Origin of the sequence: Massilia sp. Root133, from assembly GCF_001426525.1 — a bacterium.
In the GTDB taxonomy this organism is placed as follows: Bacteria; Pseudomonadota; Gammaproteobacteria; order Burkholderiales; family Burkholderiaceae_D; genus Telluria; species Telluria orientalis.
Genome location: NZ_LMEW01000033.1, coordinates 93,400 through 120,188 on the forward strand (window position 1 = coordinate 93,400; position 26,789 = coordinate 120,188).

The 26,789-nt window shown below is 65.1% G+C and carries 32 protein-coding genes and 2 tRNA genes; 24 read left to right on the forward strand and 10 right to left on the reverse strand.

Going from position 1 to position 26,789, the window contains the following annotated elements:
- Window positions 1-52 precede the first annotated feature (52 nt).
- The 6 genes from atpG to ASD28_RS22890 all read left to right on the forward strand — a co-directional run bounded on the left by atpG (window position 53) and on the right by ASD28_RS22890 (window position 4,979).
- On the forward strand, window positions 53-934 hold the full coding sequence (gene atpG, locus ASD28_RS22865) for a F0F1 ATP synthase subunit gamma (RefSeq protein WP_056133854.1): 882 nt from the start codon (window positions 53-55) through the stop codon (window positions 932-934).
- Window positions 935-987: 53 nt separating this feature from the next.
- Window positions 988-2,391 carry a F0F1 ATP synthase subunit beta gene (gene atpD / locus ASD28_RS22870; RefSeq protein ID WP_056133857.1) on the forward strand — a complete coding sequence of 468 codons (1,404 nt, stop codon included), beginning with the start codon at window positions 988-990 and terminating at the stop codon, window positions 2,389-2,391.
- A 25-nt stretch (window positions 2,392-2,416) separates the two neighbouring features.
- Window positions 2,417-2,842, forward strand: a complete 426-nt coding sequence (locus ASD28_RS22875; RefSeq protein WP_056133860.1) for a F0F1 ATP synthase subunit epsilon — start codon at window positions 2,417-2,419, stop codon at window positions 2,840-2,842.
- A 201-nt stretch (window positions 2,843-3,043) separates the two neighbouring features.
- Window positions 3,044-3,475, forward strand: a complete 432-nt coding sequence (locus ASD28_RS22880) for a CoA-binding protein (RefSeq protein ID WP_056133864.1) — start codon at window positions 3,044-3,046, stop codon at window positions 3,473-3,475.
- Window positions 3,472-4,308 carry a PPK2 family polyphosphate kinase gene (locus tag ASD28_RS22885; protein WP_056133867.1) on the forward strand — a complete coding sequence of 279 codons (837 nt, stop codon included), beginning with the start codon at window positions 3,472-3,474 and terminating at the stop codon, window positions 4,306-4,308. Before ASD28_RS22880 ends, ASD28_RS22885 begins: the two co-directional genes overlap by 4 nt.
- Window positions 4,309-4,382: 74 nt before the next feature.
- Window positions 4,383-4,979: a glutathione peroxidase gene (locus tag ASD28_RS22890; RefSeq protein ID WP_056133870.1), complete on the forward strand. Its 597-nt coding sequence runs from the start codon at window positions 4,383-4,385 to the stop codon at window positions 4,977-4,979.
- A gap of 208 nt (window positions 4,980-5,187) precedes the next feature.
- Here the strand turns inward: ASD28_RS22890 and ASD28_RS22895 are convergent, their stop codons facing one another.
- From ASD28_RS22895 to ASD28_RS22905, 3 genes are read right to left on the reverse strand one after another with little or no spacing between them, the layout of a single operon-like run.
- Window positions 5,188-7,032, reverse strand: coding sequence for a chorismate-binding protein (locus ASD28_RS22895; protein WP_056133873.1), 1,845 nt, complete (start codon window positions 7,030-7,032; stop codon window positions 5,188-5,190).
- An 11-nt stretch (window positions 7,033-7,043) separates the two neighbouring features.
- The gene (slmA, locus tag ASD28_RS22900) at window positions 7,044-7,622 is read right to left on the reverse strand and encodes a nucleoid occlusion factor SlmA (RefSeq protein WP_056133876.1); all 579 of its coding nucleotides are present in this window, start codon (window positions 7,620-7,622) and stop codon (window positions 7,044-7,046) included.
- A 4-nt stretch (window positions 7,623-7,626) separates the two neighbouring features.
- The gene (locus ASD28_RS22905) at window positions 7,627-8,382 is read right to left on the reverse strand and encodes an HAD-IA family hydrolase (RefSeq protein WP_371770517.1); all 756 of its coding nucleotides are present in this window, start codon (window positions 8,380-8,382) and stop codon (window positions 7,627-7,629) included.
- Between the two features lie 126 nt (window positions 8,383-8,508).
- On the opposite strand from ASD28_RS22905, the gene ASD28_RS22910 reads away from it, so the two are divergent.
- The gene (locus ASD28_RS22910; protein WP_056133883.1) at window positions 8,509-9,393 is read left to right on the forward strand and encodes a TraB/GumN family protein; all 885 of its coding nucleotides are present in this window, start codon (window positions 8,509-8,511) and stop codon (window positions 9,391-9,393) included.
- 177 nt (window positions 9,394-9,570) lie between these two features.
- On the opposite strand, the gene ASD28_RS22915 is transcribed toward ASD28_RS22910, so the two are convergent.
- The 3 genes from ASD28_RS22915 to argB all read right to left on the reverse strand — a co-directional run bounded on the left by ASD28_RS22915 (window position 9,571) and on the right by argB (window position 10,844).
- Window positions 9,571-9,647, reverse strand: a tRNA-Asp gene (locus ASD28_RS22915).
- Window positions 9,648-9,802: 155 nt separating this feature from the next.
- Window positions 9,803-9,877: transfer RNA gene (locus ASD28_RS22920), tRNA-Thr, on the reverse strand.
- Between the two features lie 37 nt (window positions 9,878-9,914).
- Window positions 9,915-10,844, reverse strand: coding sequence for an acetylglutamate kinase (gene argB, locus ASD28_RS22925; RefSeq protein WP_156403982.1), 930 nt, complete (start codon window positions 10,842-10,844; stop codon window positions 9,915-9,917).
- Between the two features lie 136 nt (window positions 10,845-10,980).
- Between argB and ASD28_RS31310 the strand changes: the two genes are divergently transcribed.
- Window positions 10,981-11,175 (forward strand): cysteine-rich CWC family protein, encoded by a 195-nt coding sequence (locus tag ASD28_RS31310; protein WP_082577624.1) that lies wholly within the window; start codon window positions 10,981-10,983, stop codon window positions 11,173-11,175.
- Between the two features lie 3 nt (window positions 11,176-11,178).
- Here ASD28_RS31310 and ASD28_RS22930 read toward each other — a convergent pair whose 3' ends face one another.
- Window positions 11,179-12,297 carry a PHB depolymerase family esterase gene (locus ASD28_RS22930; RefSeq protein WP_056133886.1) on the reverse strand — a complete coding sequence of 373 codons (1,119 nt, stop codon included), beginning with the start codon at window positions 12,295-12,297 and terminating at the stop codon, window positions 11,179-11,181.
- A gap of 269 nt (window positions 12,298-12,566) precedes the next feature.
- Here ASD28_RS22930 and ASD28_RS22935 point away from each other — a divergent pair, with 269 nt between their 5' ends.
- Window positions 12,567-12,776 carry a DUF1289 domain-containing protein gene (locus tag ASD28_RS22935; protein WP_056133890.1) on the forward strand — a complete coding sequence of 70 codons (210 nt, stop codon included), beginning with the start codon at window positions 12,567-12,569 and terminating at the stop codon, window positions 12,774-12,776.
- A gap of 93 nt (window positions 12,777-12,869) precedes the next feature.
- Window positions 12,870-13,829: a nitronate monooxygenase family protein gene (locus ASD28_RS22940; protein ID WP_056133893.1), complete on the forward strand. Its 960-nt coding sequence runs from the start codon at window positions 12,870-12,872 to the stop codon at window positions 13,827-13,829.
- A gap of 115 nt (window positions 13,830-13,944) precedes the next feature.
- On the opposite strand, the gene ASD28_RS22945 is transcribed toward ASD28_RS22940, so the two are convergent.
- Window positions 13,945-14,526: a hypoxanthine-guanine phosphoribosyltransferase gene (locus ASD28_RS22945; protein ID WP_056133895.1), complete on the reverse strand. Its 582-nt coding sequence runs from the start codon at window positions 14,524-14,526 to the stop codon at window positions 13,945-13,947.
- 158 nt (window positions 14,527-14,684) lie between these two features.
- Here ASD28_RS22945 and ASD28_RS22950 point away from each other — a divergent pair, with 158 nt between their 5' ends.
- From ASD28_RS22950 to ASD28_RS22985, 8 genes are all read left to right on the forward strand, one after another.
- Entirely contained in the window at window positions 14,685-16,502 is a 1,818-nt protein-coding gene (locus ASD28_RS22950) for an aminopeptidase P family protein (protein WP_056133898.1), read from the forward strand.
- Between the two features lies 1 nt (window position 16,503).
- The gene (locus ASD28_RS22955) at window positions 16,504-16,764 is read left to right on the forward strand and encodes a hypothetical protein (protein ID WP_056133901.1); all 261 of its coding nucleotides are present in this window, start codon (window positions 16,504-16,506) and stop codon (window positions 16,762-16,764) included.
- Window positions 16,761-17,534, forward strand: a complete 774-nt coding sequence (locus ASD28_RS22960) for an MgtC/SapB family protein (protein ID WP_371764119.1) — start codon at window positions 16,761-16,763, stop codon at window positions 17,532-17,534. Before ASD28_RS22955 ends, ASD28_RS22960 begins: the two co-directional genes overlap by 4 nt.
- Window positions 17,535-17,549: 15 nt before the next feature.
- Window positions 17,550-18,128, forward strand: coding sequence for a DUF924 family protein (locus tag ASD28_RS22965; protein ID WP_056133904.1), 579 nt, complete (start codon window positions 17,550-17,552; stop codon window positions 18,126-18,128).
- A gap of 23 nt (window positions 18,129-18,151) precedes the next feature.
- Entirely contained in the window at window positions 18,152-18,982 is an 831-nt protein-coding gene (locus ASD28_RS22970; RefSeq protein WP_056133907.1) for a Rossmann-like and DUF2520 domain-containing protein, read from the forward strand.
- A 188-nt stretch (window positions 18,983-19,170) separates the two neighbouring features.
- Window positions 19,171-19,749 (forward strand): PEP-CTERM sorting domain-containing protein, encoded by a 579-nt coding sequence (locus ASD28_RS22975; protein ID WP_229412414.1) that lies wholly within the window; start codon window positions 19,171-19,173, stop codon window positions 19,747-19,749.
- A gap of 89 nt (window positions 19,750-19,838) precedes the next feature.
- The gene (locus tag ASD28_RS22980) at window positions 19,839-20,216 is read left to right on the forward strand and encodes an MAPEG family protein (RefSeq protein WP_056133913.1); all 378 of its coding nucleotides are present in this window, start codon (window positions 19,839-19,841) and stop codon (window positions 20,214-20,216) included.
- Window positions 20,217-20,339: 123 nt separating this feature from the next.
- Complete coding sequence (locus ASD28_RS22985) at window positions 20,340-20,702, forward strand: hypothetical protein (protein ID WP_056134780.1); 363 nt, start codon at window positions 20,340-20,342, stop codon at window positions 20,700-20,702.
- Here the strand turns inward: ASD28_RS22985 and ASD28_RS22990 are convergent, their stop codons facing one another.
- A complete protein-coding gene (locus ASD28_RS22990; RefSeq protein WP_056133916.1) occupies window positions 20,703-21,281 on the reverse strand; it encodes a molybdopterin-dependent oxidoreductase in 579 nt (192 codons plus the stop codon). It abuts the gene before it with no gap.
- A gap of 71 nt (window positions 21,282-21,352) precedes the next feature.
- On the opposite strand from ASD28_RS22990, the gene ASD28_RS22995 reads away from it, so the two are divergent.
- The gene (locus tag ASD28_RS22995) at window positions 21,353-21,928 is read left to right on the forward strand and encodes an alpha-ketoglutarate-dependent dioxygenase AlkB (protein ID WP_307169116.1); all 576 of its coding nucleotides are present in this window, start codon (window positions 21,353-21,355) and stop codon (window positions 21,926-21,928) included.
- 183 nt (window positions 21,929-22,111) lie between these two features.
- Window positions 22,112-22,687: a porin family protein gene (locus tag ASD28_RS23000; protein WP_056133924.1), complete on the forward strand. Its 576-nt coding sequence runs from the start codon at window positions 22,112-22,114 to the stop codon at window positions 22,685-22,687.
- Between the two features lie 59 nt (window positions 22,688-22,746).
- Here ASD28_RS23000 and ASD28_RS23005 read toward each other — a convergent pair whose 3' ends face one another.
- On the reverse strand, window positions 22,747-23,196 hold the full coding sequence (locus ASD28_RS23005) for a transposase (RefSeq protein WP_229412300.1): 450 nt from the start codon (window positions 23,194-23,196) through the stop codon (window positions 22,747-22,749).
- 387 nt (window positions 23,197-23,583) lie between these two features.
- On the opposite strand from ASD28_RS23005, the gene mrtJ reads away from it, so the two are divergent.
- Genes mrtJ through ASD28_RS23025 form a run of 4 tightly spaced genes read left to right on the forward strand, consistent with a single transcriptional unit; the run spans window position 23,584 to window position 26,782 of the window.
- A complete protein-coding gene (gene mrtJ, locus ASD28_RS23010; protein WP_056133929.1) occupies window positions 23,584-23,934 on the forward strand; it encodes a JDVT-CTERM system glutamic-type intramembrane protease in 351 nt (116 codons plus the stop codon).
- Between the two features lie 18 nt (window positions 23,935-23,952).
- Window positions 23,953-26,058, forward strand: a complete 2,106-nt coding sequence (locus ASD28_RS23015) for a choice-of-anchor D domain-containing protein (RefSeq protein WP_056133931.1) — start codon at window positions 23,953-23,955, stop codon at window positions 26,056-26,058.
- Window positions 26,055-26,567: a TlpA disulfide reductase family protein gene (locus tag ASD28_RS23020; protein WP_056133934.1), complete on the forward strand. Its 513-nt coding sequence runs from the start codon at window positions 26,055-26,057 to the stop codon at window positions 26,565-26,567. Before ASD28_RS23015 ends, ASD28_RS23020 begins: the two co-directional genes overlap by 4 nt.
- Window positions 26,564-26,782, forward strand: a complete 219-nt coding sequence (locus ASD28_RS23025) for a DUF4266 domain-containing protein (RefSeq protein ID WP_056133937.1) — start codon at window positions 26,564-26,566, stop codon at window positions 26,780-26,782. The genes ASD28_RS23020 and ASD28_RS23025 overlap by 4 nt, the downstream gene beginning before the upstream one ends.
- Window positions 26,783-26,789 lie beyond the last annotated feature (7 nt).

The window sequence follows — 26,789 nt, forward strand, 5'->3', positions numbered from 1 at the left end:
GATGGATCTCGGGACGGGGAGCGATCCCCGTCCACTTAAGGAGTAAGGGCTCATGGCAGCAGGCAAAGAGATACGAGGCAAGATCAAGAGCGTAGAAAATACGAAGAAGATCACCAAGGCGATGGAAATGGTCGCCGCGTCCAAGATGCGCAAGGCGCAGGACCGGATGCGCGCCGCCCGTCCCTACAGCGAGAAGGTCCGTAACATCACGGCCAACCTCGCCACTGCGAACCCGGAGTACACCCACGCGTTCATGGCGCAAGCCAAGGACGTCGAGGCGAAAGCCGTCGGCTTCATCGTCGTCACGACCGACAAGGGTCTGTGCGGCGGCATGAACACCAACGTGCTGCGCCAGGTGACGCAGAAGTCCCGCGAGCTGGAAAGCGCGGGCAAACGCATTGAAGCCGTTGCAATCGGCAATAAAGGTCTGGGTTTCCTGAACCGTGTCGGCGTGAAGGTCGTGTCGAGCGTCACCCAGATCGGCGACACCCCGCACCTGGAAAAGCTGATCGGCCCGATCAAGGTCATGCTCGACGCTTACCAGGATGGTCAGCTGGACGCGGTGTACCTGTGCTACACCAAGTTCATCAACACCATGCGCCAGGAACCGGTCATCGAGCAGCTGCTCCCGCTGCCGGCCGGTCACCTGGAAGCGGACAGCGGCGCCCACTCGTGGGACTACATCTACGAGCCGGACGCGCAAGTCGTGATCGACGAGCTGCTGGTCCGTTACGTGGAAGCGCTGATCTACCAGGCGGTGGCCGAGAACCTGGCGTCCGAGCAATCGGCGCGCATGGTGGCAATGAAGGCCGCGACCGACAACGCGGGTAACGTCATCGGCGAGCTGAAGCTGGTCTACAACAAGACCCGCCAGGCGGCGATTACCAAAGAACTCTCCGAGATCGTGTCGGGCGCAGCTGCGATCAGCAGCTGAGCGACGTAGCGACCTCACGAAACGACATTAAAACTATATCTGAAGGAACGAAAATGGCTGATGGCAAAATCGTTCAGTGTATCGGCGCGGTGGTTGACGTGGAATTCCCGCGCGACGCCATGCCGAAGGTGTATGACGCACTGAAAATGGAAGGCTCCGAACTGACGCTGGAAGTGCAGCAGCAGCTGGGCGACGGCATCGTCCGCACCATCGCGCTGGGCAGCTCGGAAGGCCTGCGTCGCGGCATGACCATCCAGAACACCGGCAACCCGATCATGGTTCCGGTGGGTCCGGCCACGCTGGGCCGCATCATGGACGTGCTGGGCAACCCGATCGACGAGCGCGGTCCGGTCAGCCAGGAACGCACCGCGTCGATCCACCGCACCGCCCCGGCCTACGACGAGCTGTCGCCGTCGCAAGACCTGCTGGAAACCGGCATCAAGGTGATCGACCTGGTCTGCCCGTTCGCCAAAGGCGGTAAGGTCGGCCTGTTCGGCGGCGCCGGCGTCGGCAAGACCGTGAACATGATGGAACTGATCAACAACATTGCCAAGGCGCACTCGGGTCTGTCCGTGTTCGCCGGCGTGGGTGAGCGTACCCGTGAAGGTAACGACTTCTACCACGAAATGGCCGATGCGAAGGTCGTCGATCTGGACAACCTGGGCAACTCGAAGGTCGCGATGGTCTACGGCCAGATGAACGAACCGCCGGGCAACCGCCTGCGCGTCGCGCTGACCGGCCTGACGATGGCGGAAGCGTTCCGTGACGAAGGCAAGGACGTTCTGTTCTTCGTCGACAACATCTACCGTTACACGCTGGCCGGTACCGAAGTGTCGGCACTGCTGGGCCGTATGCCGTCCGCCGTGGGCTATCAGCCGACGCTGGCCGAAGAAATGGGCCGTCTGCAAGAGCGCATCACGTCGACCAAGACCGGTTCGATCACCTCGATCCAGGCCGTGTACGTCCCTGCGGATGACTTGACCGACCCGTCGCCTGCAACGACCTTCGCCCACCTGGACTCGACCGTCGTTCTGTCGCGTGACATCGCCTCGCTGGGTATCTACCCGGCAGTGGACCCGCTGGACTCGACCTCGCGCCAGCTGGACCCGCTGGTCGTCGGCGAAGAGCACTACGCGACCGCGCGCGCCGTGCAGGGCACCCTGCAGCGCTACAAGGAACTGCGTGACATCATCGCGATTCTGGGCATGGACGAACTGGCACCGGAAGACAAGCTGGTCGTCGCACGTGCACGTAAAATGCAGCGTTTCCTGTCGCAGCCGTTCCACGTCGCCGAAGTGTTCACGGGCGCACCGGGCAAGTACGTCTCGCTGAAAGACACGATCAAGGGCTTCAAGATGATCGCATCGGGCGAGCTGGACCACCTGCCGGAGCAGGCGTTCTACATGGTCGGCACCATCGAAGAAGCGATCGAAAAGGCCAAGAAGCTGGCTGCTTAAGAGCTAGCCTCTTCAAAGGACACTTATGGCAAATACCATTCACGTTGACGTCGTCTCGGCCGAAGAGCAGATCTTTTCGGGCGAAGCGGAATTCGTCGCGTTGCCGGGTGAAGCGGGTGAGCTGGGTATCTACCCGATGCACACCCCCTTGATCACGCGCATCCGCCCGGGTGCCGTACGCATCAAGGTGGCGGGCCGCAGCGACGAAGAGTTCGTGTTCGTTGCCGGCGGCATCCTGGAAGTCCAGCCGAAAGGCGTGACCGTCCTCGCCGACACCGCGATCCGCGGCGCCGACCTGGACGAAGCGAAAGCCCAGGAAGCCAAGCGCAAGGCCGAAGAGCTGATGGTCAACAAGGACTCGGTGATTGACTACGCCAAGGCGCAAGCCGAACTGGCGGCGGCGATCGCCCAGCTGGCGGCCATCGCCAAGCTGCGTCATAAAGGACGCTGATCGCTCGTCTTTTGAGCGCTCAAAAAAAAGGCAGCCCCGGCTGCCTTTTTTATTTCCCAAAACCGGGGTCAGAGCCCGGTTTTGGGAAATTGCTCCCAGGCTGTTGCCAAAAATCGGGCTCTGACCCCGGTGTAAGCGGCGCCGTCTGATGATGCAAACCTGATAAGCTAGTGTCAACGACAAGACAAACTCAGGCTTAGCATGCGAACCATCGAACAAATCCTCCGCGCCGCCCGGACCGTGGCCGTCGTCGGGCTCTCGAACAAGCCCGAACGCGCCAGCCTGGAAGTCGCCAGCTACCTGCAGGAGCAGGGCTACCGCATCATCCCCGTCAACCCCGCCTACGCCGGCCAGGAAATCCTCGGCGAGACCGTCTACGGCACTTTGCAGGAGGCGGCCGACGCGCTGGCGTCGTCCGGCACGCGCATCGACATCGTCGATTGCTTCCGCAAGTCGGAAGAGATTCCGCCGATCGCAAAGGACGCCATCGACGTGCGCGCCAGCTGCTTGTGGATGCAGCTCGGCATCGAGAACCAGGTCGCCGCCGACCTGGCCCGTGCCGCCGGCCTGGACGTGGTCATGAACCACTGCATGCTGATCGAACACCGCAAGCTGGGAGAACAGGCCGCATGAGCATGCTGGAACGCTTCCGCGCGCCGAAAAACCTGGAACTGCGCGACAAGGATGCCGGCGCCACCCCGCTGCGCGACGACAAGAAGGGCAAGCTCAAGAATGGCGAACTCAAGGAGCGCGAGCGGGCGCTCACTGCCGAGCTGACGGCCGAAGTGGCCAAGCTGCAGGAAAAGCTGTACGCGGCGCGCGACCGGAAGCTGCTGCTGATCCTGCAAGGTATGGACACGTCCGGCAAGGATGGCACCGTGCGCGCGCTGTTCTCGCAGATCAATCCGATGGGCCTGCACGCCACCGGTTTCGTGGCCCCGACCGAGAAGGAAAAGGCCCACGATTTCCTCTGGCGCGTGCACGCGCGCGTGCCGGCCAAGGGAGAAATCGGCATCTTCAACCGCAGCCATTACGAGGACGTGCTCGTGCCGCGCATTCTCGGCACGCTGGACGGGAAGGACCTCGAGCGCCGCTACGCCCACATCCGCGACTTCGAACGCATGCTGGCGGAGACGGGGACGACGGTCATGAAGGTCTTCCTGCACATCTCGAAGGACGAGCAGCGCGAGCGCCTGCAGGCGCGCCTGGACGACCCGGAGAAGCATTGGAAGTTCGACCCGGCCGACCTCACCGCGCGCGAGAAATGGGACGTCTACCAGGGCGCCTACGCCGATGCGATCAACGCGACGGACTGCGACCACGCGCCGTGGTACATCGTGCCGGCCGATTCGAAGACGCACCGCAACCTGATCATCGCGCACCTGATGCTGGAAACGATGCAGGGCATGAAGCTCGAATGGCCTCAGCCGAAGGCGGACATGTCGAAGGTAAGGATAGACAACTGAGTCGACGGGTGAGCCTGCCGGTCCGCGTCGATTGGCATAGAATGAAGATCCACCAACCCGTGCGATTTCCGACCATGCTCAAGTCCACCGCTTTGCTGCTTTCCCTCGGCGCCGCCGCGACCTTCTCCACGCTGACGGCGGCACCCGCGCTGGCGCAGACCCCGGCCGCCCAGCCTGCGGCCCATCCGGCCAGCTGCCCCGCCGTGCTGAAGCACACCTTCAACCGCCTGCAGGACGAAGCGCCGCAGGACCTGTGCCAGTACAACGGCAAGGTCGTGCTGGTGGTGAACACGGCCAGCTACTGCGGCTTCACCAAGCAGTACGAGGGCCTGGAAAAGCTGTACGCGAAGTACGCGCCGCGCGGCCTCGTCGTGCTGGGCTTCCCGTCGAACGATTTCAAGCAGGAAGACGCCGACGCGAAGAAGATCGCCGACCTTTGCTACAACACGTACGGCGTGAAGTTCCCGATGTTCACCAGCACCGTCGTCTCCGGCGATAAAGCCAATCCGTTGTATTCGGAGCTGATCAAGGCGACCGGCAACCAGCCCAAGTGGAACTTCAACAAATACCTGATCGACCGCAACGGCAAAGTCATCGATTACTTCCCGAGCAAGGTGACGCCGGAAGATCCTGCCCTCGTCGGCAAGATCGAGCAGGCACTCAAAGGCTGAGTCCGCCAATCATCCCATCGTGGGCATTTTGATGCACATCAACGATTTTGTTGAGGTGGCTCAATAGACTGTCTTCATCGAATCCAAATGAAGAAGAGTCCCACGATGCACCTCCCCGCCTGAACGCCCGCAGCACCGAATCCCCGCTTCCTCCAAAAGCGTGCCGGCCGTAACTGGCCGGTTTTGGCCGGCCTCGTGCTGGCCCTTTTTACTTGCGCAGCACGGCGCGCAGCGGCCCGCGCAGCGCGTTGCAGACGACGATCTCCTGCGCACGCGCGAGGCTCTCGCGCGTGAGCGGGCATTCGATCGCACCCCAGGCCGGATCGTCCAGCAGCACGCCGCGCATCACGCCGGGCAGCACGCCGGACGACAGCGGCGGCGTGTACCAGCGACCGCCGATTTTCACGAACACATTGCTGCGGCCGCCCTCCGTCAACTCGCCGCGCTCGTTGAAGAACAGGGTATCGAAGGCGCCCGCGCTTTCCGCCGCGCGCCAGGCGGCGTCGTAGCGGCTGCGGATGCTCGTTTTATGGCGCAGGAAGACGTCGTGCGCGCGCGTGGGAGAGTCCGCCAACAGCACGGCGACCGGTTCCTGCAGCAGCGCCAGCGCGCCCGTCTGCACGACGATCTCGCCGTCGGGACGCAGCGCGAGCCGCACGCGGTGCGGGGCGTCGTCCGGCAGCGCGGCACACGCTTTTACCACGACTGCACGCGCCAGGTCCGGCTTGAACGGATGGCCGAAATACGCGGCCGATGCACCCAGGCGCGCAAGGTGGCGTTCCAGGTGACGGCACCCGTCCACGCGCGTGGCGTGGATGGTCTCGAAGATCTCGAAGTCGTTCGCCAGGCCCGTGAGGAAGCCGGCCTTGAGCCGGCATTCGGCAAACTCGGCGCCCGCGTCGCTGTCGTACACGATGCCCGCACCGACACCCAGTTCGCCGTGCCGCACGCCATTCTGTTCCGGCAGCAGGGTCAGCGTGCGGATCGGGACGGATAAACAGAAATCGCCGAAGCGCGCGTGCTGCAGCGTCCCGAACCCGCTGCCCGCCGGCGGATCGATCCACCCGACCGCGCCCGTGTAGATGCCGCGTGCGGCCGGTTCCAGTTCGCGGATGATTTCCATCGTGCGGCGCTTGGGCGCGCCCGTGATCGAACCGCAGGGATACAAGGCGGCGAAGATGTCCTGCAACGTGGTGCCGGGCGCGAGCTGGGCCTGCACGGTGGACGTCATCTGCAGCACGCTGCTGTAGCGCTTCACCTCGAACAGCGCCGGCACGCCCACGCTGCCGGTGCGCGCGATGCGTCCCAGGTCGTTGCGCAGCAGGTCGACGATCATCAGGTTCTCGGCGCGGTTCTTCGGATCCGCGGCCAGCTGCTGCGCGCGCACGGCGTTCACGACATCGTCGTGCAGGTCCGCGGGCGCCGTGCCCTTCATCGGACGCGCCAGCAGGCGGCCCGCGTCATGGCGCACGAACAGTTCCGGCGACAGCGACAGCACCGCGCGGCCATCCGGCAGGGAGACAAGCGCGCCGTAGGGCACCGGCTGGCGTGCGCGCAGGCGCGCGTACAGCTGTTTGATGTCGCCGAAGGCGTCGAAGCGGAGACGGTACGTGTAGTTGACCTGGTACGTGTCGCCGGCCGCGATGTAGTCGCGGATGCGGTCGATGGCCCGCGCGAACGTGGCCTCGTCGACGTTGGCGCGCACGGCGCCGATGCCGGCCGGGCCACTGGCTTCGTCCGCGGCGAGCCAGGTGTCGACCTGGGCCGCGTCCAGCATCGTGTAGCGTTCGAACAGCAGCACCTGGGCCAGCGGCGCGTGCAGCTCGCGCGGTGCTGCGATGCCGAGCAACTGCTCGCCCAGTTCATAGGTGAGCACCGGCACGGCGTGCAGGCCGCGCGCGAGGGCGTCCTGCACGCCGTCCAGCAGGTGCGGCCAGTCTTCCACGTGCTGGCATGCCAGCACGCCCGCATAGCCCTCGTACAGGCGCGAGCGCGCCTGCGCATGGCCTTCGGGGCTCGCGTCATCGAGCAGGGCGAACACGGTGGCGTCCATGGCGATCGATATCAGGCGGCGAGGAGGAGGGCCAGCTGCAGCGGGCTGTTCTCGACAGGGTGCTGCTTGAAACCGCTCTTGGCGTAGCGGTGCCAGCGTCCCGTCACGTACGCGACGAGCATTCCGGCGCGCGCGGCCACGTCTTCCTCGCGGCCGTGGCCCTGCGTGCTGGCCACGCGCAGCGCCTGCTTGAACGCCAGCTCGACCTTGTCGTAGAACTGGTTCATGCGCAGGACCAGGCGGTCGTCCTCGCCGACGAGGGCATCGCCGATCAGCACGCGCGTCATGCCCGGATTGTTGGCGGAGAACGACAGCAGGATCTGCAGCATCGCATGCGCCTGCGCGACGCCGTTGTCCTCGCGTTCGGCGACCTGGTTGAACAGGGTGAACACGGTGCCCTCGATGAATTCGATCAGCCCCTCGAACATCTGCGCCTTGCTGGCGAAATGGCGATACAGGGCCGCTTCCGACACCGTCAGCCGGGCGGCCAGCGCCGCCGTCGTGATCTTCTCGCCCTTCGGGTGTTCGAGCATGGCCGCCAGGGCCTGGAGGATCTGCTGCTTGCGTTGGCCCGGCTTGGTGCTTGCCATGTTGTTAGAGGTTCTCCGTGATGTGTCGAGGTGCGAGCCGGCGCAGGTGCGCGGGCAGCCGAAGAACGGATTTTACTTTGACATCGACGTAACCGGGGCGTTTGACCATCTTCGGCAGGGGGGCTTTGCCGATCGGATCGCTGTAGCGCAGGTATTGCGTGACCCAGGCCGTGCGCAGGCCGAGCTGCTTGGCGCGCTTGAGGTTGATGAGCGTGTCCTCGACGAGGATGCAGCGCCGCGCCGACACGCCGTGGCGCCGCAGCAGGCGGCGCAGCATCAGCTTCGACGGCTTGGGATGCAGCTGGCCGTGCACGCGCATGTCCTCGATCGAGACGTGGTGCGCGAACTGGCGCTGCAGGCCGATGTGGCGCACGACACCCGTCGAATACGCGGTCGGCGCGTTCGTCAGCAGGATCTTGCGCCCCGGCAGGCGGCGCAGCAGGCGCTCCAGGCCGCGCTCGTAGCGCACCAGCTCGTGCAGGGCGCCGATGTCGTGCGTCTGGCGCAGGAAGTCGGCCGCGTCGACGCGGTGGTGGCGGATCATGCCCAGCAGCGTCGCGCCGTAGCGTTTCCAGTAGCCGATGCGGGCCGCGTCGACGGCTTCCTGGCTCGCGGGCGTGACGCCATCGCCGAGCACGCGCGCGATGTATGTGTTCATGTTGGCGCTGATCGCCGGAAAGATCGCGTGCGATGCATCGTGCAGCGTGTTGTCGAGGTCGAACAGCCAGACAGGCGAGGGGAGCTTGGGCACAGTGGGAATGGAACGGACAAGGGAATCCAGATTATATCGGCATGACGCAGCGCGGTTCTTCCTCTGATCCAGATCGCATGCCCGGCTGTCGGGCCGATCCAGAATGGGTCGAGGATGACTTCCGCGAGGATGCGTATGCGCCGCTTCTTCCACCTGATTCTGGTATGCCTGCTGGCCACGCCGCTCGCCCATGCGACCGACCGCGGTGCGCTGTTCCGGCTCACGCTGGACGGTCACGTGATGCATCTGTTCGGCACCTTGCACGTCGGCCTGCCGGACTTCTATCCACTCGAAGACCGCCTCACGGGCGCGCTGGCCGAGGCGTCGACGCTGGCGCTCGAGATCGATCCCGACCAGCCGCGTGCCGACCTGCAGGACGCGCTGCGCACGTACGGCATGCTCGCGCCCGGCAATCCCGCCTACGACAGCCTGCCGCCCGAGCAGAAGCAGCGTCTCGACAGGCTGTTGCAGCAGGGGGGCCTCGACGCATCATCGATGTTGAGCTTCAAACCGGTGCTGCTGGCGACGATGCTGGCACTGGCCGAATACACGCGCCAGGGGTACCGGTCCGACTTGTCGAGCGATGCGTGGCTGGCCCGCCAGGCGCGCCGGCACCGTGTCCGGGTGCTGGCGCTGGAATCATTGGGCGGCCAATTGGCGCTGCTGGACCGCCTGCCGACGCCGGACCGCTGGCGGTTTCTGGAAGAGATGATGGACACGATCGAATCCGGCGCCCAGCGCACGGAAGCCCGGGAAGTCGTGCGGGCCTGGAGCACGGCGGACCGGCAGGCGCTCGACCGGATGGCGGCGCGGTGCGAGACGGACCGGAGCGTGTCCGGCCGCTTCGTGACCCAGGTACTGCTGAAGGAGAGAAACGTCGGCCTGGCCGAGCGCCTGCTGCAGTTGCTGCGTGACGAGGACCGGACCGTGGCCGCGATCGGCGTGCTGCATTTGCTGGGGACCGGGAGCGTGCCGGCGTTGCTTGAGCGGAGCGGGGTGACGATTGAACGGATCTACTGAGCTGTCATTTCCAGCATTGCCGGAAATGACTTTCCAGCATTGCTGAAAATGACTTCCCGCCCGCGCGGGAATCCATATTGAAGCTGCTAAAGAGGCTCAGCATGGGTTCCCGCTTTCGCGGGAACGACGGATGCGAAACGAAAAAGGGCCCGACGAATCGGACCCTTTTTTTAATTCTGGCGGAGCGGACGGGGCTCGAACCCGCGACCCCCGGCGTGACAGGCCGGTATTCTAACCAACTGAACTACCGCTCCAGCTTTTACTGCGCTCTCGCATCCTGACGCTTGTCATCGCGCCGCGAGTGTCCTGCATTCCTGCCGCGCAAACGCGCAGCGTGGACAAGATGCTTGTCTTATCCGTTACGTCAGGCATCGGGGATACCAAAACAGGCGGGAATCTGGACAAATCCTGGTGCCCTTGACGTGGATTGAACACGTGGCCTCTCCCTTACCAAGGGAGTGCTCTACCACTGAGCTACAAGGGCAGTGATTTTTGTGGCGCCATTAAGACGCCACAGAAATTCAGTGCGAGCGGATCATAGTGCCAAAAGCCTGTTCGGTCAAGACTTCCAGCAACAAAGAGTGCTCGATGCGGCCATCGATGATGTGCACGGTGTTCACGCCCGACTTCGCGGCGTCCAGCGCCGACGAGATTTTCGGCAGCATGCCGCCGGAAATCGTGCCGTCCGCGAACATCTCGTCGATCTCGCGTGCCGACAGGTCGGTCACCAGGTTGCCGCTCTTGTCCTGCACGCCCGCGATATTGGTCATCATGATCAGCTTTTCGGCTTTCAGGATTTCCGCGATCTTGCCGGCGACGACGTCGGCGTTGATGTTGTAGGCCTGGCCGTCCTGGCCGAAACCGATCGGCGAGATGATCGGGATGAAGGCGTCGTCCTGCAGCGCTTTCACGACGGCCGGATTGATCGCTTCGATTTCGCCGACAAAACCGATGTCGAGGAACTCGCCCGGCTTCTCCTTGTCCGGCATGGCCATCCGGCGTGCGCGGATCAGGCCGCCGTCCTTGCCGGTCAGGCCCACGGCCTGGCCGCCGTAGTGGTTGATCAGCATGACGATGTCCTGCTGGACTTCGCCGCCCAGCACCCACTCCACCACTTCCATGGTTTCTTCGTCGGTGATGCGCATGCCTTGCACGAAGGTGCCCTGCTTGCCGATTTTCTTCAGGGCGTTGTCGATCTGCGGACCGCCGCCGTGCACCACGACCGGGTTCATGCCGACCAGCTTCAGCAGGATGACGTCGCGCGCGAAGCCGTGTTTCAGGCGCTCGTCGGTCATCGCGTTGCCGCCGTATTTGATGACGATGGTCTTGCCGTGGAAATTACGGATGTAGGGGAGCGCTTCGGCCAGGATCTGCGCCTTGATCTGCGGCGAGACCGCAGTCAGGTCGTTGTTCTGGTCGGCGCCCGTCAGATTGGTCAGCGTTGCGTTCATTGGGGGTCCGGAAAAGAATTTGCGAGATTTTACAGGCAATAGCCTACCGCAGTGGCCATTATAGAAGTTCTATGTTGTATTTTCTGGCACCGGCCGTTAAGGTGCATTACATCTGGATACACGATGTCACCTTTGCATGAGCACTTGTTCACAATGCGGCGCCGAATTCGGTTGCGCGATGGCGGATGGTACCGATGGCGCACCGTGCTGGTGCACGAAGCTGCCGCCCGTGGTCCCGCTGCCGGTGCCCGGCACAGCGGCCGGATGCTGGTGTCCGGCCTGCCTCGAACAGCATATCGCGCAACAGACTGACAAGGCGCCGGGCACGTAAGCGTCAGCGCGCCGTCCGGAAGAACCGCATCATTTCGCGGCTCGCGTTCGGGCCTTTGCCATCCGTATAGCTGCCGCGCGTATCGCCGCCCGACCAGGCGTGGCCGGAACCGTGGATCTCCCAGTGTTCCGCGTGGATGCTGCCGTCGGGCCGGCGGTGCACGGTGCGCGTATAGGCGTGGCCATCCGGCACGTTGCCGGGTTCGACGACGACGTCTTCCGATGGATGGCGCCGGCGCTGGTTGATCAGTTCGTGGCCGTTGGCCGGATGCACGGTCGTGTCGCGGTCGCCGTGGAACACGATGATCGGCAACGATTTACCCGGCTTGTGGCCGGTGCGGAAATCGCCTTTCATCGCGGCCATCGCCGACGGCAGGTCGTGCGCCGCCGCGAACGGCAGGCCGGAGTGGACACCGACGGCCGCGTACAGGTCCGGATACAGCGTGCCCATGATGGCGGCCATCGCGCCCCCCGCGGACAGGCCCGCGACGTAGACGTGTTTCGGATCGATCACGTAGCGCGCCATGATGTCCTGCGTGAGGCCGGCGATGATAGCCGGCTCGCCCTGGCCGCGCTGCTGGTCCGCGGCGCTGAACCAGTTCCAGCAGCGCGTCGCGTTGGCCTGCTGCGACTGGGCCGGATAGGCGACGAGGCAGCCGTATTCCTCGGCCAGCGCGTTCATGCCCGTGCCGAGCGCGAAGTCATCGGGATGCTGCGAGCAGCCGTGCAGCATCACGAGCAGCGGCGCCGGCTGTCCGGCATACGTGCTCGGGATATACAGTTTGTAGTCGCGGGTGCCCGCGTCGTTCGTATAACTGGCGTCGATGAAATGGCCGGGCAGGCCGATCGCGGCCGCGCCCGTCGACAGCGGCGGCACATTGAACGGGTTGGCGCTCTGGCCCAGGCGCGACAGGTCGGCCAGCATGTCGGAAAAGGCGTCGTAGGTCGGATAATTCGAGGCCGGCGGCGTGACGGATTCCACGCTTTTGACCGCCGCGGTCTGCACGGCGGTGGCATTCTTGACGGATTCCCGGATGACGGTGCGGGCAACGGACGGGCCGCGGCGCATCAGGGATCGGGTCGCAGCGCGCATTTGCGCCAGGAACTTGTGATTCAGGGACATCGGCACTCCTTGTGGGGTGTGTCGGCAATGCGCCGGCGCGTGGCTGAGGCATCGATCGAGGGTTCAGTCTTGATGGCAAAGCTTGCGCGAACCTTACAGATGGGGTAAGCGCAACGCGCAACGGAAGAGTCCCAGTCTACGCGGGTGGGCTCGTCGGTCAAGCGCGATTCGTCCCGGTAGGTTAATCTGCGCACCATGTGTCCTATATCCCTGACCAGTCAGCGCTCCAAGTGGCGCGACACAATACCGAAATTTTCACAGGCCGCGGCATGAACGAGACACGTCTTCCGCCGGAACAACAGACGCCCGTGCCGTCCCCATGCATCAATGTGTGCAAGATGTCGCCCGTGACGGGCTTGTGCGAGGGCTGCCTGCGCACCATCGACGAGATCGTCGCGTGGAGCCGCGCCGACGACGACACCAAGCGCGCCGTGTGGGCGGAGATCCGCCGGCGCGAAGAACAGATTCCATTCGATTGATGCCGGCGCTGCAAATTTAGAGCCCGGGATCTAGCACGGTCGTGCTTTTCTAATCCATAATCGTCGGGTCCGATCAACTATCGCGAGAAACCCATGGCGCTGCCTCCCGTCCTGCAAAACCTGTCCCTCCCCGTCATCGCGTCGCCGATGTTCATCGCCAGCGGTCCCGCGCTGGTGGCCGCGCAGTGCAAGGCGGGCATCGTCGGATCCTTTCCGGCGCTGAACGCGCGTCCGGCCGAGCTGCTCGACACGTGGCTGACGGACCTGCAGCGCGAGCTGGCGGATTACCAGGAGCTGCACCCGGACAGGAAGGTGGGCCCGATCGCCGTCAACCAGATCGTGCACCAGTCGAACGACCGCCTGGAACACGACGTGGCCGTGTGCGTGAAGCACCAGGTGCCGATCATTATCTCGTCGCTGCGCGCGCCGCCGAAAGAGATGCTGGACGCCGTACACGCCTATGGCGGCATCGTCATGCACGACGTGGTCTCGATCCGCCACGCCGAAAAGGCGCTGGAGGCGGGCGTCGACGGCCTGATCCTCGTCGCGGCCGGCGCCGGCGGCCATGCGGGCGCGCTGTCGCCGTTCGCGCTGGTCGGCGAGGTGCGCAAATTCTTCGACGGCCCGATCGCGCTGTCGGGTTCCATCGCCACGGGCGACGCCATCCTCGCCGCACAGGCGATGGGCGCCGACGTCGCCTACATCGGCTCGCGCTGGCTGGCCACGCGCGAGGCGAACGTCACCGACGCCTACCGCAGCGCGATCGTGGAATCGACGGCGGCCGACGTCGTCTACACGAATCTGTTCACGGGCGTGCACGGCAACTACCTGAAAAAATCGATCGTGGCGGCCGGGCTCGATCCGGACAACCTGCCGGTGTCGGACAAGAGCAAGATGAGTTTCGGTTCCGGCAGCGCCAAGGCGTGGCGCGATATCTGGGGCGCGGGGCAGGGCGTCGGGCTGATGGATGACGTGCCGACTGTCGCCGAGATGGTGGAGCGCCTGACGCAGCAGTATCAGGCGGCAAGGGAAAGGCTGGGCCTGAAGGCCTGATCACGTCATCCCCGCGAAAGCGGGGATCCATGCTGAAGTACCGAAGTACGCAGCTTTTTCGGCTTCGGAAACTCAGTATGGGTTCCCGCTTTCGCGGGAACGACGGGGCGGGCGCTTAGCCCAGCACCTTGTCCGCATCCCGAATCACCCACAACCCCGGCAAATTGCGCCAATACCCGTGCGCATCCATGCCGAAGCCGACGACGAACTGGTTCGGCACCGTCAGGCCGACGATGTCCGCCTGCACCGGTTTCACTTTACCGAGTTCCTTGTCCGCAAACACGGCCAGGATCACCTCGGCCGCGCCCATGTCCAGCAGGCGCTGCTTCACGTGGGCCAGCGTTTCGCCTTCGTCGAGGATGTCGTCGACGATGATGATCGTGCGGCCCGTGACGTCCTGGCGCGGGATGACTTTCCACACGACTTCGCCACCACGGTCCAGGTCGCCGTAACGGGTGACGTGGATGTAGTCGAATTCGAGCGGGAACGTGAGTTGCGGGAGCAGGTTGCCAGTGAACACCACCGCGCCGCCCATGACACCCAGCACCAGGGGAAATTCCCCCGTGTCGTCATTGTCGAAACGCTGGTTCAGCACCTCGGCGACGTTGCGTACGGCCGCCTGGACGGTGTCCGCGCTGACGATTTCCTCGGCATTGGCCAGCAGGGCGCGGGCGCGGGTGTAGTGAAAGTCTTGCATGATATTTCAGGGTCGGTTGCAGGATCGGATTGATCCCTGGGTGTGCGATTATCCGTCAGTTTGCGCTTGCGCGCGATTTCCGGCGGCGCGGCTCGGCGGTATGCTTCAGAGGGCGTATCATACCGGCTTGATAACCACATCGCGACAACCGAGCCACCATGCCAGCACCTGACTCCACCCGCGTGCGCGCCGAGCGCCTCGAGAAGCTGCGCGCCGCGATGGCGCGCCACCAGGTCGATGCTTTCATCGTACCGTCCGCCGATCCGCACCTGTCCGAATACCTGCCCGGCCGTTGGAAGGGCCGCGAATGGTTGTCCGGGTTCACCGGGTCCGTCGGCACGTTCATCGCCACGCAGGACTTCGCCGGCGTGTGGACGGACGGCCGCTACTACACGCAGGCCGAGAACGAACTGGCCGGCACGGACGTCCGGCTGATGAAGATCCCGTCCGGCGCGAGCCTGCTGCACATCGACTGGCTGGCCGACACCCTCGACGCAGGCCGGACGGTCGCCGTGGATGCGCGCGTGCTGGGCCTCGCCGTCGCGCGCCTGCTGGGCGATGCGCTGGCCGCCCGCGGCATTCAATTGCGCACGGACCTCGACCTGCTGGACGAGATCTGGGATGACCGCCCTGGCCTGCCGCCCGAGCCGGTCTACGAACATGTGGCGCCCTTCGCCGTGCTCGATCGCGCCGATAAGCTGCATGCGACGCGCAACGCGATGGCGAAGCTGGGCGCCGAACGTCACTTCATCTCCACGCTCGACGACATCGCCTACCTGTTCAACCTGCGCGGCGCCGACGTCAGCTTCAATCCCGTGTTCCTCGCGCACGCGCTCGTGGAAGCGATGGGTGCCACGTTGTTCGTCGCCGACGGCAAGATCGATGCGAGCCTGCGCGCGCGCCTGGAACAGGATGGCGTGCGCGTGGCGCCGTACGAGGGGGCGCAGCAGGCGCTGGCGGCGCTGCCGCCCGACAGCACGCTGCTGGTCGACCCGCGCCGCATCACGGCCGGCATGCGCGCCGCCGTGCCGGCGCACGTGCGCGTGGTGGAAGCCATCAACCCGACGACCCTGGCGAAATCGCGCAAGCTCGATACCGAGATGGACCACGTGCGCGACACGATGGAACAGGACGGCGCCGCCCTGTGCGAATTTTTCGCATGGCTCGAGCAGACGCTGGCCGATACGACCCGCACGCCGCTGAACGAAGTCCACATCGACGACCGGATCACGGCGTCCCGCGCGCGCCGTCCGCACTTCGTCAGCCCCAGCTTCGGCACCATCGCCGGCTTCAATGCGAACGGCGCGATCATGCACTACCGTGCGTCCGAAGAAAACTGCGCCGTGATCGAGGGCGACGGCCTGCTGCTGATCGACTCCGGCGGCCAGTACCTGGGCGGCACGACGGACATCACGCGCGTCGTCCCCGTCGGCACGCCCTCCAGCGCGCAAAAGCGCGACTTCACGCTCGTGCTGAAAGGGATGATCGCGCTGTCCGTCGCGCGCTTCCCGCGCGGGACGAAAGGGCCGATGCTGGATGCGCTGGCGCGCGCCCCGATCTGGGCCGCGGGCATCGATTACGGCCACGGCACCGGCCACGGCGTCGGCTACTTCCTCAACGTGCACGAGGGGCCGCAGGTGATCTCGCCGTCGGCGCCGCCGGAGCCGCACACGGCCATGGAACCGGGCATGATCACGTCGAACGAACCGGGCATCTACCGCCCCGGCCAGTGGGGCATCCGCATCGAGAACCTCGTGCTCACGCGCAGCGTCGCTGACGAGGGCTTCGGGGAATTCCTCGGCTTCGAGACGTTGACCCTGTGCCCCATCGACACGCGCTGCATCGACCTGTCGCTGATGCGCGGCGACGAGGTCGCGTGGCTCAACGACTACCACCGCAGCGTGCGCGCGCGCCTGCTGCCGCACGTGACCGGCGCCGCGCGCGACTGGCTCGAACTGCGTACCAAGGAGATCTGACATGGCAGGAGCACGTTCCACCCGCGCCAGTGCCGCCGTCGACCGGCTCAAGCGGCGCACCGGCGTGACGTCGTATTCGATGGCGCGCACCGGCGACGGCCTGTTCTTCCTGTCCGAAAAACCGGGCGCGCCGCCGCTGTGCGCGCCGCTCGAGCTCGACGAGTTCGTGGCGTTCGTCAACGGCCTCGGTCCGCAGGAGGTCAAGCGCGTCAGCAAGCACGACGTCGAATTCGAAAAACAGCTGGTCAGGAAAAAGCCTTGACGGCTCCCGCATCGAACGACCTGGCCCTGACCCTGCCCGAGTTGGTCGGCGCGTACTGGTCGCAGGCCGAACTGGCCACGAACGCGCTGATCCTCCTGAACCTGGCGGGCGCGCTACTGCTGGGCCTCATGGTCGGCTACGAGCGTTCGTACCACGGCCGCGCGGCCGGCATGCGCACGTATGGCCTCGTGTGCATGGCGTCGTGCGCGCTGACGATCGTCGCGGGGTATCCGAGCCACTGGTTCGGCGGGCACGGTTCGTCCGTGGCGCTGGTGGATCCGACGCGCGTGATCCAGGGCGTCGTGACGGGCATCGGCTTCCTCGGCGCCGGCGTCATCATGCGCTCGGGCTTCAACATCAGCGGGCTGACGACGGCGGCGTCGATCTGGTCGTCGTCCGTGATCGGCATCCTCGTGGGCCTCGGGTTCTACATGGCCGCGATGGGTCTCGCGTTCTTCTCCGCGATGATCATGATCTACCTGAACAAGGCCGTGGGCCTGCTGCCGTCGCGCCATGCGGTGGCCGTCACGCTGCACTTCAAGCCCGGCGTCTATCCGCAGGAAGAGACATTGCGCCGCGCGGCGCTGGAGCGCGGCTACGAGATCGCCGGCGGCTCGCTCACGATCTCCAGCGAGAAGGGCTGCCAGGAGTGGCATTTCGTCGCGCTGGAATTGGCCGGCAAGCCGGGCGCGCCGCTGTCGCTGCTGGCCAGCGAGCTGTGCACGTTCGAAGGCGTGGACGGCTTCCAGCTCTCGCACGCACGCAATTGATATGAAGGGACATGAATGACACCCCAGGACGTTCTCGATTTCTGGTTCGGCGCACCGGGCAGCCCTGAGGCTGGCAAACCGCGCCGCGAATGGTTCGTCAAGAAGGACGAATTCGATGCCGTCATCCGCGACCGCTTCGGCGCCGCCATCGAACAGGCGCTGGCCGGCGGGCTGCGCGAATGGGATGCGCAGGGACCGCAGGGCACCCTCGCGCGCATCCTCGTGCTCGACCAGTTCACCCGCAACGCCCACCGCAACACGCCGCTCTCGTTCGCCGGCGACGCGCTGGCGCTGGCGGCCGCGAAATCGCTCGTCGACAGCGGCGCCGACCGCGAGCTGCCCCCGCTGCAGCGCGCCTTCGCCTACATGCCGTTCGAGCACGCCGAGGACGCGTACATGCAGGAGCGCGCCGTCGAACTGTTCGGCGTGCTGGCGGCCGAACATCCGGGCTTCGACGAGATGCTCGATTACGCGCACCGCCACCGCGGCGTGATCGCGCGCTTCGGCCGCTTCCCGCACCGTAACGAGATCCTCGGGCGCGCGTCGACGCCGGAAGAAGTCGAATTCCTGCGCCAGCCGGGCTCCCGTTTCTGAGTCCCCGTTTCCGAGTCCCGTTCATGATGACGACCCTGAACATCGTCGGCGCCGGCCACGTGGGCCGCGCCCTCGGCCGCCTGTTTGTTACGCGCGGCGTGTTCACCGTGCAGGACGTCAAAACGCGCGGCCATGACAGCGCGCGCGATGCCGTCGCATTCATCGGCGCCGGTACGCCGGCCGATGCCGACGGCACCTTGCGGCCGGCCGACGTGTGGATGCTGGCCGTGGCGGACGATGCCATCGCCGGTGCCGCCGCCGCGCTGGCGCAATCCGCGCCGATGACGGGCGCCGTCGTGTTTCATTGCAGCGGCGCCAAGGCGTCCACGGCGCTGGATGCGTTGCGCCAGGCGGGGGCGCTCGTCGCCAGCGTGCATCCGGTGCGCAGCTTCGCCGATCCGGCCGCGGTCGCGGCGGCGTTCGACGGCACGTTCTGCGGCGTGGAAGGCGATGCCGCCGCGCTGGCGGTCCTGCTGCCCGCCTTCGAGGCGATCGGCGCGCGGCCCGTGCGGATCGACCCCGCCGCAAAGACCGTGTATCACGCGGCCGCCGTGTTCGCGTCGAACTACCTGGTGACCGTGATGGATGCCGCGCTGCGCGCCTACGAGGCCGCCGGCATCCCGGCCGACGTGGCGCGCGAGCTGGCGCGGCCGCTCGCGACCGAAACGCTGTCGAACGTGCTGCGGCTGGGGCCGGAAACGGCGCTGTCCGGACCCATCGCACGCGGCGATGCGGCCACGGTGGCGCGCCAGCACGCGGCCGTCGCGGCCTGGGACGGTCCGACGGGAGCGCTGTACGACGCCCTCGCCACCGCGACGTGGAGCCTGGCGCGGCGCAAGCCTCGTAGTATGTGACGCCATGTCACGTATTTTGTCGATGAAATTTACAATTTGCGCTCGGGATGTTTCCCTGATCGCGTAATGCCTTGTATTTTCAAACGAAAAAATTTGGGCATTAATTTTGCGTCTCTTCTCGCGCTAAAACACGAGGGGAGGGTAAATCCATGTTTAACAAATGCTGGAAAGCCGGTGTAGCGAGCACGATGTTTCTGGTAAGCAGTTTGGCGGCTGCTACACCTATCGCGTTCATCCCGCCAAACGACCCGACGGGGTACATCGGTTCGACGCATTCGAATGATGGGTGGTCCATGGGGCGCGGTATCGGCTTCAGGGTGACGACCCAGGAAACGATATCGAGCGTCGGCGTCTACGTGGACCTGGCCAATACGGAATTGCGTTGGGGTGTGTACACGATCGATTCGTTGGGCAACGACATCTCGAAGCTGGACACGCTCGCATCCGGCAGTTCGGTGGTCACCACCAACGGGCTCGCGTGGATCGACTTCAACGTTCCCGACGTCGTGATCAACGAATACTGGAATTACCTGATCGAGTTCTCGTTCGACGGTGACTCCAACCAGAATTTTTATTATTACAACCGTGACGAATCCTGGGATCAGGGGATCTACCGTTCACTGGACGGTGAAGCACTGGGACGTTTCGAAAGTTACTACAATGTGCCGGCGATCCGGGTCAATGGCGCCTACGTACCAGAGCCCGCATCGCTTGCATTGGTCGGTGCCGGTATGCTGGCGCTGGGTGTGCGCCGCCGCCGAAGCTGAAAACCTGGACCGGCGTGATTGCGCCGTTGTGCGTCATGTTGTAAAAAGCCTGTCTGCCCAAACAGATGGGCTTTTTTGTTGGAGTAAACATGGTGTTGACCGCATGGGCCACGCTGGCCGCGCTGGGCGTGTATTTCTGGACCGGCGTCATGGCCGGCTGGGCCAGGAACAAGTACAACGTGCCGGCCCCGATGATGGACGGTCCGCTGCCGTTCCAGAGCGCGCAACGGGTGCAGGCGAACACGCTGGAACAACTGCCGCTGGTGCTGGCGCCGCTATGGCTGTGCGGCCACTATCTGGGCGACCGCTGGGCGGCCGCCGGCGGGCTGCTGTGGTGCGTCGGACGGATTCTGTATGCGCTGGGCTATTACCGCGATCCGGCCAAGCGCGAGATCGGCTTCATCGTCGGCATGCTGGCGTGTGGTGCCCTCGTTGCGGGCAGTGTCATCGGCCTAGTGTCCGCCTGAGCTGTTGCAGTAGAGCAAAATCTCGAAAACCATTCGTCGACAAAGTTCCCATACTGCAATAAGCTGTGTCTGATTTCAATTTATAGGATGACGGCGCCGCCGTCATGCGTGGAGGACGACAGCATGCTGTTCCTGAAAAGTACGAGTGTCACCAAGGCACCGGGCATTTATGAAGTCGACGTGGCAGCGAAGCCGCCGGGCAAGACGTTCGGCGTATTCATGGCCACCGATCCGGACAATCCGCCGCGGGCCGTGCTGACGGCCCTGGCCGAACTCGGCTTCGAGAACACTTACCAACAGCCCTATGTCCACAAGGACAAGGGCAAAGTCCTCGACATGCATTTCCAGAAGAACGGCACCGACCTGTTCAACGGTTGGAAGACCGAAGAATGCGCGGTCAACCTGGCCGCGATCGACACCCTGTTCGGCAACGTCGGCATCAAGATCACGCCGCGCGTGATGAGCCTGGCCGAAGCCTACGCCTGATCAGGCTTTCACTTCGACGTGGTACAGCGCCCACGGGCAGGCGGCAAAGCGCTGCGGCAGCGGCAGTGCCGCCATCTCGGCCACCCGGTCGGCGTCGTACACGGCCCATAGCGGCCCAAGTCCTCCCAGCGGTATCGGATTGCCGTCGATATGCGTGGCGACGATGAAGCGCCGCGCACGCGCTTGCGCGACCGGCAGTTCCACGTTGTAGCCATCCACCGCGCGCAAGACCAGGACCGTCCTGTCGCCCACCGTTGCGCCGGTGCGCGCCAGCACGTCCGTCAGCAGCGGGCCGCGCAGCGTGTGCGGCTTGCCGTCGTACTCCAGGGTCGGGCGGATCGTCACGGGCGGCAGCGCCAGCAGGCTGGCGTAATCGAACGCCCACGCTTTCGCGAACGTGACCTGGTGCTTGTGCATCATCTGGTCCAGCGCCGGGTCGAGCGGCCCGCGGTTGCTGTGCGCAATGTCTCCGGTGATTGTCAGCAGGGCAGGACCGCGGCCGGACGGTTGCGCCGCGTGGCCGGCGATCGGAAGGGCGCCCGCGACCGCAGCGGCGCCGAGGAATTGGCGTTTGTTCATGAGAAGATATCAAGGTTAGTGCGATCTTCTCATCATAGCAATATTGTCGAATGGATTTGTTTTCCACAAACATGGATTTAATCCCCATCCCGATCGAGGATGGCGAGTTGTCCATGCTGGCCCAACTTCCTATGCCGATCGGCAATGCCGAGATCCTGGCGCGCTTGCTTGCCGAGACACCATGGCGTGCCGACACTGTCGTCGTGTACGGCAAGCGCTATCTGCAACCCCGCCTGACGGCCTGGTATGGCGAAGCCAGCTATACCTATTCCGGCCTGACCCTGCACCCGCTGCCGCTGACGCCGCTGCTGGAAACACTGCGCGCCGCGGTTGAGCAGGCGACGGGACGGCGCTACAACAGCGTCCTGCTGAATCACTACCGCGACGGCGCGGACAGCATGGGCATGCACAGCGACGACGAGCCGGAACTGGGACCGCAGCCGGTCATCGCTTCGCTCAGCTACGGTGCCTCCCGCACGTTCACCCTGCGCCACAAGCGCAGCAAACGCACCGTCAAACTGGACCTGACGGATGGCAGCCTGCTGTTGATGGCGGGGAACCTGCAGGCGAACTGGCAGCACGGCATCAACAAGACGGCCAAACTGGTTGGACCACGCATCAATCTAACTTTTCGTTACGTGAGCTAAATCGCTGTTATCTCTGCTTAATTTTCGTTAAAGCACTACTGAATTTAGGGTCATTAAGTTACATTCGATTACAAGTCTTACGAGTTCTGCACGGACTTCACCAATGTGCGGTGCTATCTTGACCACATCACGATTCACGATCGAATCGCGAACCAGTCAAACAACGCAAAGGGAATCCGTAACATGAAAAAGCTCATCGTTGCACTGATCGCCACCACTGCCGCCGTCGGCGCGGCCCAAGCCCAGACCACCCAGACCCAACCGCGCGCCTACGTCGGCGTCGGCATCGCCACGGCGGACCACGTGAATTCGTCGGTCGGCGGCCTGACGAATTTCGACAGCGACGGCTACAAGGCCTCGGGCAAGATCTTCGGCGGCTATGAATTCGACCAGAACTGGGGCGTCGAAGCCGGCTACACCGACTTCCGCAACTCCGATTTCAACTACACCGCCAACGGCGTCAACGGCAGTGGCCACACCAAGGGCAACAGCTACTATGTCGCCGGCAAGTACAACTATCCGGTCAACGAGCAGTTCTCCGTGTACGGCAAGCTGGGTCTGCAGCACAGCGAGCGCAAGCTGGAAACCGCCGCGCTGAACCTGAAAAACACCGACACCGGTGCCTACGGCGCGGTCGGCGTGCAGTACAACCTGAACCAGCAGGTCGCTCTGACCGCCGAGTATGAGCGCTACGGCAAGAGCAAGGATTTCGGCGCCAAGGCCGACGTCTGGACCGTGGGCGCACGCTACAGCTTCTAAGCGTCCAGCTTCACCCCCAGGGTAGAAAGGCCTGCACATGCAGGCCTTTTTTTCGCCCGCTACGGACGCGCGATGTGCCCGGGCTGGCCTGCCGGCCGCATCCACGGCGGCAGCGCCAGCGGCAGCGCGGGCGGCGTGAATCCGGCCGAAATAAAACGGTGCAGCGACGACCACGGCCATTCCGCCGGATGCTGGCAAAAGCCGTGGCGCATCGGGTTGCCGTGCACGTAGTCGACGAGGCTTGCGTATTCCTCGTCGTCGCCCACGCGGTAGTCGCGATAGTGACGTTCCCAGATGGTGCCGTCGCCCGTGCCGCCATCGCCCTTGCCCTTGGCGCCGCCCGGCAGGCAGGCTTTATGCAAGGCCTTGGAAAAGGCGATCTTGACGGCGCGCCAGCGCGACGCGCAGTCGTGGTCGCCCGGCGGCAGGGTCCAGATGGCGTGCGCGTGGTTCGGCAGCACGACCCAGGCATCGACGTGGAACGGTTTGCGGATGCGCGCCTGTCGCATCGCTTCGCCGAAAGCCGAGAAATGGTCCGTAAGTAAGGTGCTGTCCCGATCCAACAAGCGCACCGTAAAGAAAAAGGTCCCGCCCGGGACCCGGTTGTCGCGGTAATGTGTCATGAACGTAGTCTGCCAAGCGGCGCAGCCATGCCGTGTCGATCTGGCGCAAACGCGCACGAGTTGAAGAGTCTCAACCACAACGATTCTACCCACGATGTCTCTTTGATGACGATCCATTTCCGCGCATTAAACCGTGTGGCGGATATGGCAAACATGGTGTTTTGACACCGCAGCAGTCGTCATTTGTTCATCCGATGAATTTTTTTTCAAACGGACTGAACCTTTTCACAACGGCCGGTATTAACCGGACGATTTCCGCAGTAGCAACCTGATATGCCACCCATTGCCCTGCTGTCCCAGCACCTGGTCTGCACTGGCCAGCTCGTTGCGCCCGACGCCGCCGCGCTCGCGCGCCTGTTGTTGCTGGCGCCCGTGCTGGAGGAGTGGGTGGTGCGTGCCGGCTTGCAGGAGTGGCTGATCCGCCGGTCCGCGCCGGTGCCGGTGATCTTGTCGGCGGCCGCGTTCGCGCTGCTGCACGTGGGCGCCGGCTGGCACGCGGCGGCGCTCGTGCTGGCACCGGGACTGGCGCTGGCGCTGCTCTACCAGCGCAGCCGCGACTGGCGCTGGTGCGCGCTGGCGCACTGCGGGATGAATGCACTGGCCCTTGGTGGCTGTGCCCTTTGAACGAATCTGGGAGTCACTATGACCGGGCTGCAAAGAAGTGTTTATACCGTTCTCGCCGTGCTCGCGTTCGTCCCGGCCGCGCACGCGGCCGATGCACTGAACGGCAAGAACCTGTACCTGAACGGGCCGACCAGCGGCGGCACGTCCTGCGCGTCGTGCCACGGGCCGTCGCCCGCCGCCAACGTCAACGGCATCCTCGCCGCGGCGAACAACCCGAGCGTGATCAGCAGTGCCTTCAGCGCCAACAAGGGCGGCATGGGCACGCTGTTCAACGGCAAATTCACGACGGCGGAAATCGCGGACCTAGCCGCCTTCATCGGCAACCCGACCGTGACCGCCGCACCGGCGGCTGCCGTCAATCCGGCCTCGCTGAGCTTTGCGGCCAGCACCATCGGCCAGTCGGCATCGCCGCTCGCCACCACCTTGTCCAACACCGGCAACGCGGCGCTGAACGTGGGCACGTTGACCCTGTCCGGCGCGGCCGCGGGCGACTACGCCATCAGCGGCGGCACCTGCGCCAACGGCACGTCGCTGGCGGCGGGCGCCAACTGCACCGTGCAGGTCACCTTCAAACCCACCGCCTCCGGCGCACGCGGCGCATTGCTCGTCATCGCGCACAATGCGACGGGCGGCTCCAGCACCGTGGCCCTCTCCGGCACCGGTAACGCCGTCGCGCAGGCGACCGTCGCGTTGTCGGCCAATGCGATCGACTTCGGCGCCCTCGTCGCCGGCGTCGCGTCGCCCGCGAAGAGCATCACCGTCAACAATACGGGCCAGGCCGCGCTGACCTTCTCCAGTATCGCCGTCGGCGGCGCCAACGCGGGCGTGTTCACGCTGGGCGGCACGTGCGCGACCGGGACGGCCGTCCCGGCCGGCGGCAGCTGCACCGTGACCGTGACCGCGAATTCGTCGGCGAACGGCGCGTTCAGCGGCAACCTGTCGCTGGGTTCGAACGCGTCGAACGGCGTCGTGACCGTAGCATTGTCCGGCTCCGTCGCCGCGCCCGCACCGGCCGTCAAGGCCAGTCCGTCGGCCGTGGCGTTCGGCACGCAGACGATCGGGGCGGCGGCCGCGACGCAGACCGTCACCCTCGCCAACACGGGCAACGTGGCGCTCACCTTGAACGGCATCGCGGTCTCGGGCGCATCCACCGTCACCATCGCGAGCAAAACGTGCGGCACGACCCTGGATGTCGGCGCCAACTGCACCGTGACCCTGGCCTTCGCGCCGACGGCATCCGGCGCGGCCGCGGCCACCCTGGCCGTCACGTCGAACGCGGCGCCGCTGCAGGTGTCGATCAGCGGTACCGGTACCACGGCTCCGGCGGCGAAACCGGCGCTGTCGGAAGCGGGCCCCGTCGCCTTCGCGGATACGCAGGTCGGCAAGAGCGCCGCGACCCACACGATCACCCTGTCGAACGGCGGCACGGCCGCGCTGAAGGTCGCATCGCTCGTGCTGGATGGCGCGCAGGCGTCCGATTTCGAGTTGAAAGGTACCTGCGCGACGAACGTGTCCGTCGCCGCGTCGAGCAGCTGCACCATCGACGTCGGCTTCAAACCGTCGGCCGCCGGCCAGCGCGCCGCAACCCTCGTCCTGATGACGGACGCGGGCAACCAGTTCACGGTCGAGATCAAAGGCACTGGCGTCGCCGTGCCCGTGCCGATGCTGACCGTGAACCCGCAATCCTTTGACTTCGGCGCGGCCGACGTCAACGGCACCTCGCCCACGCACCGCATCACGCTGACCAATACCGGCGCCAACGCGGCCACCGTGACGGCCGCCACGTTCACCGGCCCGTACGCGCTGCAAGCGGATACGGGCGCCTGCGCGGCCGTGCCGTTCACCCTGCAGCCGGGCGCGAGCTGCGACCTCGTCGTGCGCTTCACGCCGGTCGGTGCGGGCGATGCCGCCGGCAGCCTCGCATTGACGGCCGACGGCGGCGGCGCGTGGAACGTTGCGCTGACCGGCAAGGGCAACGTGCAGACCGTGCAGGCGCCGCAGAACGCCGGTGGCGGCGGCTGCTCCTCGATCAAGGACGGCAATGATCCGGTGCTGGCGCTGCTGGTCGTGCTGTCGTTCGGCGTGCTGGGATGGCGTCGTTTCGGCAAGAAGGAGGTGAAATGATGGGCGCCCGGACGACGCGCGTACTGCGCATGGCGGTCGTGCTGGCCGCCGCACTGGAGGCGTCGACCGCCTCCGCACTCGACAAGGGCGCCGCGGCGCCGACGTTCGATTTGCCGGGCAAGGATGGCACGGTGCAGCTGGCCAAGTACCAGGGCAAGCTCGTGTACGTGGATTTCTGGGCCTCGTGGTGCGGCCCGTGCCGCCAGTCCTTCCCGTGGATGAACGAGATGCAGGCGAAATATGGCGCGCGCGGGCTGCAGGTCGTCGGCGTCAACCTCGACGCGAAGACGGACGACGCGCGCCGCTTCCTCGCCGAGACGCCGGCCCGATTCGCGATCGCGTTCGACCCGGCCGGCGCCACGCCGCGCGCCTACGGCATCAAGGGCATGCCGAGCAGTGTCCTGATCGGACCGGACGGCAAGGTCTTGTACGAGCACGCGGGTTTCAAGGAGGCCGACCGCGCGGAGCTCGAACAGGTGATCAAGAAGGCCTTGGGAGGTGCGCAATGAAGGCGCGCATTTTCTTCCTCTTGATCGTGCCGGCGCTGCTGGCGCAAGCCGGATGCGCCACCGTGCAGCCGTGGGAAAAAGGCAAGCTGGCCAAGCCGGAGATGACGTTCGGCGGCGACAAGCTCGAGACCCGTTACGCAGACCACATCACCACGAGCCGCGAAGCCGCATCCGGCGGCGCGGGCGTGGGTGGCGGCGGCTGCGGGTGCAACTGAGGAGACT